6 protein-coding genes are annotated in these 5,737 nt (G+C 63.7%); 4 read left to right on the plus strand and 2 right to left on the minus strand.

Annotation, left to right across the window (positions count from 1 at the left end; translation table 11 throughout):
* Positions 1-433, plus strand: a 433-nt coding sequence (locus tag AAC126_RS21400) for a LysR substrate-binding domain-containing protein (protein WP_339857349.1), incomplete at its 5' end; no start/stop codon positions are given.
* On the opposite strand, the gene AAC126_RS21405 is transcribed toward AAC126_RS21400, so the two are convergent.
* Both AAC126_RS21405 and AAC126_RS21410 read right to left on the minus strand, forming a co-directional pair.
* Positions 430-1,650, minus strand: a complete 1,221-nt coding sequence (locus AAC126_RS21405) for an MFS transporter (RefSeq protein WP_339857350.1) — start codon at positions 1,648-1,650, stop codon at positions 430-432. The two genes, AAC126_RS21400 and AAC126_RS21405, sit on opposite strands and share 4 nt — an antisense overlap.
* Positions 1,647-2,189: a Chromate resistance protein ChrB gene (locus tag AAC126_RS21410; RefSeq protein WP_339857351.1), complete on the minus strand. Its 543-nt coding sequence runs from the start codon at positions 2,187-2,189 to the stop codon at positions 1,647-1,649. The genes AAC126_RS21405 and AAC126_RS21410 overlap by 4 nt, the downstream gene beginning before the upstream one ends.
* Before the next feature lie 143 nt (positions 2,190-2,332).
* Here AAC126_RS21410 and AAC126_RS21415 point away from each other — a divergent pair, with 143 nt between their 5' ends.
* From AAC126_RS21415 to AAC126_RS21425, 3 genes are all read left to right on the plus strand, one after another.
* Positions 2,333-4,558 (plus strand): primosomal protein N', encoded by a 2,226-nt coding sequence (locus AAC126_RS21415; RefSeq protein ID WP_339857352.1) that lies wholly within the window; start codon positions 2,333-2,335, stop codon positions 4,556-4,558.
* 195 nt (positions 4,559-4,753) lie between these two features.
* Positions 4,754-5,320, plus strand: a complete 567-nt coding sequence (locus tag AAC126_RS21420) for a F0F1 ATP synthase subunit delta (protein ID WP_339857354.1) — start codon at positions 4,754-4,756, stop codon at positions 5,318-5,320.
* The coding region (locus AAC126_RS21425) for an HAS-barrel domain-containing protein (RefSeq protein WP_339857355.1) at positions 5,320-5,737 on the plus strand (418 nt) is incomplete at its 3' end. The genes AAC126_RS21420 and AAC126_RS21425, both read left to right, overlap by 1 nt.

The following is a 5,737-nucleotide window of genomic DNA, read 5'->3' on the forward strand; positions in this document are numbered from 1 at the left end:
GCCTGCAGGTATGAAACAATCTGAACATGCCGTGAAAGCGCGCAAGCTCGGTGCCCTGCGGTATGGCGTCTACGGTCCGGCATCCGAAGCGGCTGGCGGGACGCCTTCCTGGATTCTTTTCGAGGATGCCATGGCGCATTTGCCGCATGCCCGGTGGCTTGAACGCAGAGCGCGCCGGGATGGGCAAGCTGCGGGCGGCTTGCGGGTAGGCGATGCGGAAACCGCTCTGGAAGCGATCGCTGCCGGAACGGGATGCTCGATCCTCCCTGCCATGATCGCCGAACGGGACCATCGGCTTGCGGCTATCGCTGTCACAGAGGCCGAGCCCTTGCCGGAACGGGAGGTCTGGCTGCTGTCCCATGCCCGGCAGCCGAATGCGGCGGCAATCGGAGCCGTTTCAGCCTGGCTGGCGGATCTGTTTCGTGGCGATTAGCAATCCGGTGTTGCAGGTCTGCCCAGGCGATGGCGATAGGCGAGCAGGCCTGTCAGGGTCAGCATCGTGAAGCCGGCGCCCGCAAGGAATGTCCCCTGCGGTCCGGTTATGTCCCAAAGGGCTCCCGCGAGGATGCTGGCGGCTAGCAGGGCAATGCCGGTGACCAGATTGAACATGCCGAATGCCGTCCCGCGCAGCTCTGCCGGCGCGGTGTCCGCGACCAGAGTCGCCAGGAGTCCCTGGGTGCACCCCATATGCAGTCCCCAAAGCGCGACGCCGACGCCCAGTCCGGCAAGCCCGGAAGTGAAGGCGAGGACGAGATCCGCCACGAACAGCACGGCCAGGCCGAGAGCCAGCAGGGTGATGCGGTTCACCCGGTCCGACAGCCAGCCGATCGGGTATGCGGACAGCGAATAGGCGAAGCTCATGATCACCAGCACCAGCGGGACCATTGTCAGCGGCAGGCCGATCGATTGTGCCCGCAGGATCAGGAAGGCTTCGCTGAAGCGGGCCAGGGTGAAGCATGCGGCGATCATGACCACCCGCCAGTAACGTGGCCCCAGCCGCCGTAATTCATCGCGATGCAGCGGCATGCGTATGTGCCGGTGTACTGGAGCGGGCCGGGGCTCCTTCACCGCGACGAGGAGGACGCCGACGGAAAGAAAAGCGGGAATCACGGCAATCCAGAACACGGTCTGGAAATGATCGGCCGTCAGCCACATCAGGAAGATCGCCAGAAGCGGGCCCGTGAAGGCGCCGATCGTGTCGAGCGACTGACGCAGGCCGAAACTCGTCCCGCGCAATTCTGCCGGAGCCAGGTCGGCGACCAGTGCATCGCGCGGGGCACCGCGAATGCCCTTGCCGATCCGGTCGACAAACCGTGCGCCGATAAGCCAGCCGATGGAGGCGGCCATCGGGAAGACCGGTTTCGTGATGGCGGCAAGGCCATAGCCGATGACAGCCAGGATCTTGCGCCTGCCCAGCCAGTCGCTGAGGGCGCCGGAGAAAACCTTGACGATTGCCGCCGTAGCCTCTGCAACGCCTTCGATGATCCCCACGGTCATCATCGAGGTACCGAGCACAGCCACCATATAGACCGGCAACAGGGCGTGGATCATCTCCGAGGAGATATCCATCAGCATGGAGACGAAACCGAGAGCCCAGATACCGGCCGGGACACGCTGGCGAGCCGGTTGCGGCTTATCCGTTTCCGTCACCGGTTTTCATCCTGGGCGTCAAAGACGTCCCTTGCATAGGCGTCCAGCAGTGCCTCGCAATCGCGCAGGCGTGCCGCTGCTTCTTCGGCCAGCGTGGCGCCGTAAAAATCGAGCTTGCCGATCTTCTCGAGCCAGCCCTGGAGTTTCTTGAGGTCGGTATCCTCTTCCTCAAGTTCCGCATATGTAAATTTGTTGGCGGCCCGTTCCTTGGCGATTTCGGCTTCGAAATCCGCGCAGCGGCCGAGAAACTCGCCATAGGCGGCATCGCGGTCCGCCTTGAACCGGGCGATGACCTTCTCTTCCTGCCCGCTATCGAGAGCAGCGGTCTCGAGCAGAACGGACTCGCCATCCATCAGGGCGACTTCGTTCTCGAGCATTTTCAGCCGCCGGAGATGCTCGTCGGTCCTGGGCAGCAGGCAGACGCCGTTCTGCAGGTAAACCGCGCCCAAACCTTTAAGGCGTCGCCAGAGGGCAATCCGCTTCGCTGCGGGCTCCGGCGGGACCTTGTATGTGAACAGAAGCCATGAGATGGATACCATGGAACTTTCATAATGTTACGGCTGTAACATATCAAGGCGGAATCGGCGGATCGCTTCACTTCGGAACAGCCGAAATACCGTAATTGCCGCGCGCACATGCCGAGACCTTGCGGAGTAAGGGACACCTCGCCACACTCCGGCGCATGTCCGATCTTTTCCCCGATGAGTCCCGCCGTATCCAGGTGTTGATTCCGCTGCCGCTGGCTGGTCCCTACGACTATCTGGCGGACGCGGAAATGGCGCTGCACTGCGGCAGTATTGTCGAGGTGCCGCTTGGAAACCGCCGGACCACGGGGGTGGTGTGGGCTCTGGATGTGCCGGAGGATCCGGAAGGCGGACAGGTGGCGCGGAGCCGCCTGAAACCGGTGATTCGCGCCCTGCCCGTGGCGCCGCTGCCGGAAGCCGTGCTGAAGCTGGTGGACTGGACCGCGTCCTATACGCTGACGGCCCAGGGCGCGGTGCTGCGCATGGCGATCAGCGTGCCCGATGCGTTCGAGCCGGCAAAACCCGTGACGGCCTATGCCGCGCTGTCCGGTGGTGCCGAGGCCGTGGAGGCGCTTGGGCTGCGGTTGACACCGGAACGGCGTCGGGTGGTGGAGCTGCTGTCTGGTGGCCCGCCGCGCACGGTACGGGAGATAGCGGATGAAGCCGGGGTCGGCACATCCGTTGTCAAAGGATTGGCGGAGGCTGGCGGGCTGGCGAGCGTTGCCCTGCCCGCGGATACGCCTTTTCCCGAACCCGATCCGGAGCTGCCGAGAATAACGCCCCTTTCCGGCGAGCAGCAGGAGGCGGCGGACGCTCTGTGCGAGGCGGTCAGTGCCGAGAGCTTTGCCCCCATTCTGCTTGATGGCGAGACCGGGGCGGGCAAGACAGAGGTTTATTTCGAGGCGGTTTCGACCGCGCTGCGCATGGGCAAGCAGGTGCTGGTGCTGCTGCCGGAAATCGCGCTCTCGGCGGAATGGCTGAACCGGTTCGAGGCGCGTTTCGGCGTGCGTCCGGCGGAATGGCATTCAGAGCTGAAGCCGCGCCGCCGCCGGCATACCTGGCGCCAGGTCGGCGAAGGCAAGGTCCGGGTGCTGGTCGGTGCCCGGTCGGCTCTCTATCTGCCGTTCCCCAATCTCGGCCTGATCGTGGTCGATGAGGAGCATGAATCCGCCTACAAGCAGGAGGAAGGGGTGATCTATCACGGCCGGGACATGGCCGTGGTCCGGGCCAGCCTGACCCCGTGTCCGGTCGTGCTTGTCTCCGCGACACCCGCGCTGGAAACCATGCGCAATGTCGAGAATGGCCGCTACAGCCAGCTTCGTCTGACCGCCCGGCACGGTGTGGCGACCCTGCCGTCGGTGGAACTGGTCGATTTGCGCCGTCATCAGCCGGTGCGGGGGCGGTGGCTGTCCCAGCCGTTGATCGATGCGATGACGGGCGCGCTGGCCGCGGGCGAGCAGTCGCTGGTCTTCCTCAATCGTCGTGGCTATGCGCCGCTCACGCTCTGCCGGGCCTGCGGGCACCGGCTGGAATGCCCCAGCTGCTCCGCCTGGCTGGTCGAGCACCGCTTGTTGGGCCGGTTGCAATGTCATCATTGCGGCCATAGCGAGCGCCTGCCGAAAACCTGCCCCGAATGCGCTGCCGAAGACAGTTTCGTCGCCAGTGGCCCCGGCGTGGAGCGGATGGCGGAGGAGGTCGCGGCGATCTTCCCCGACGCCCGGTTCCAGATTGTCTCAAGCGATACTCTGCAAGGACCCACGGCGGCGGCGGAGTTCGTCCGCAGCGTGCGGGCGGGAGAGGTGGATATCCTGCTCGGCACGCAGATAGTGGCCAAGGGGTATCATTTCCCGAAATTGACGGTGGTCGGCGTGGTCGATGCGGATCTCGGCCTTGCCGGTGGAGATCTGCGGGCGTCGGAGCGGACCTATCAGCTGTTGCATCAGGTGGCCGGGCGGGCCGGGCGGGCGGAACATTCGGGCCGGGTGCTGCTGCAAACCCATCAGCCGGAAAATCCGGTGCTGAAAGCGATCGCGGCGTGGGATCGTGACGGCTTTCTTGCCGAAGAGGCAACGGCGCGGGAGCAACAGGGCATGCCGCCTTTCGGTCGCCTTGCCGCGATCATCGTCAGTGCGGCGGATGCCAATCAGGCGGATATGGTGGCCAGCCGGATCGGCCGGGCGGCGCCGGATTTCGACGGTGTCTCCGTGCTTGGCCCCGCGCCGGCTCCGCTGGCCCTGCTGCGCGGGAGGCATCGGCGGCGGCTGCTGATCAAGACCCGGCGCGACGTGAATATCCAGGCGGTTTTGCGTGGTTGGCTGGGCCGCGTCGAGGTTCCTTCCGCTGTTCGTGTCGCGGTGGATATCGATCCTTACAGTTTTCTCTGAGGGTCGCCACCTTGCGGGTTGTGTCACCCGCCCTGCGAGAAGCAGCAACCCACTGCTTGCACGGTCTGAACCTCTATGCTAGAGAACCGCCGCGCTTGGCGGAAACTGCCGCTGGCGAGGGTTTTTGTGGTCAATATTCGTCGATAAACGGTGCGCTTCCGAAACGGTGCCCGGTAAACGGCGGTAATCTCTGGAATGAGGCGTTCCCTGGTGGCTTCCGAAACGACAGGCTTGGCCGGAAGATATGCTTCCGCCCTCTATGAGCTGGCGGAAGGGGAAAAGGCTTTGGATGCCGTTGCGGGGGATTTGAAGTCCCTGCGGCAGGCTCTGATCGAAAGCCCGGACCTCTCGCGCTTGGTGCGTTCCCCGGTTTTGAGCCGGGCTGAGCAGACGCGCGGTATTGAAGCGGTGCTGGAAAAGATGGGAGCGCATGCGCTGACCCAGAAATTCCTCGGCACCGTTGCATCGAACCGTCGGCTGTTCGCGCTGAACTCAATGATCACTGCTTTTCTGGCTGAACTTGCCGCACGCCGCGGTGAGATGACAGCCGATGTGACCTCTGCCGTCGAGTTGAGCGAGACTCAGCTTTCCGACATTACCGAGGCCCTGAAAAAGGTTCTCGGTCAGAAGGTCTCCCTTAATCTCTCCGTCGATCCGGCTTTGATCGGCGGGCTCATCGTGCGCGTCGGTTCGCGCATGGTCGACAACTCAATCCGTTCCAAGCTGCAGCGTCTGCAGCTTGCCATGAAAGGTGTTGGCTGATGGATATCCGCGCCGCTGAGATTTCTTCGATCCTGAAGGAACAGATCGCGAATTTCGGTACCGAAGCTGAGGTGGCCGAGGTAGGCCAGGTTCTCTCCGTCGGTGACGGTATCGCCCGTGTTTATGGTCTGGACAAGGTCCAGGCTGGTGAGATGGTTGAATTCCCGGGCGGTATCCGGGGCATGGCGCTGAACCTTGAAGACGACAATGTCGGTATCGTTATTTTCGGTGACGACCGTTCGATCAAGGAAGGCGACACCGTCAAGCGGACCGGTTCCATCGTGGACGTTCCGGTCGGCAAGAGCCTGCTCGGCCGCGTGGTCGACGGTCTCGGTAACCCGATCGACGGCAAGGGCCCGCTCGAAAATGTCGAGCGCAAGCGCGTTGAAGTCAAAGCGCCGGGCATCATGCCGCGTA

The sequence above is a fragment of the uncultured Nisaea sp. genome, from assembly GCF_963974195.1.
GTDB lineage: Bacteria > Pseudomonadota > Alphaproteobacteria > Thalassobaculales > Thalassobaculaceae > Nisaea.

Bases quoted from the DNA above. Each gene is read 5' to 3' on its own strand.
- AAC126_RS21410 (WP_339857351.1), bottom strand. From the start codon at position 2,189: ATGGTATCCATCTCATGGCTTCTGTTCACATACAAGGTCCCGCCGGAG.
- AAC126_RS21415 (WP_339857352.1), top strand. From the start codon at position 2,333: ATGTCCGATCTTTTCCCCGATGAGTCCCGCCGTATCCAGGTGTTGATT.
- AAC126_RS21420 (WP_339857354.1), top strand. From the start codon at position 4,754: ATGAGGCGTTCCCTGGTGGCTTCCGAAACGACAGGCTTGGCCGGAAGA.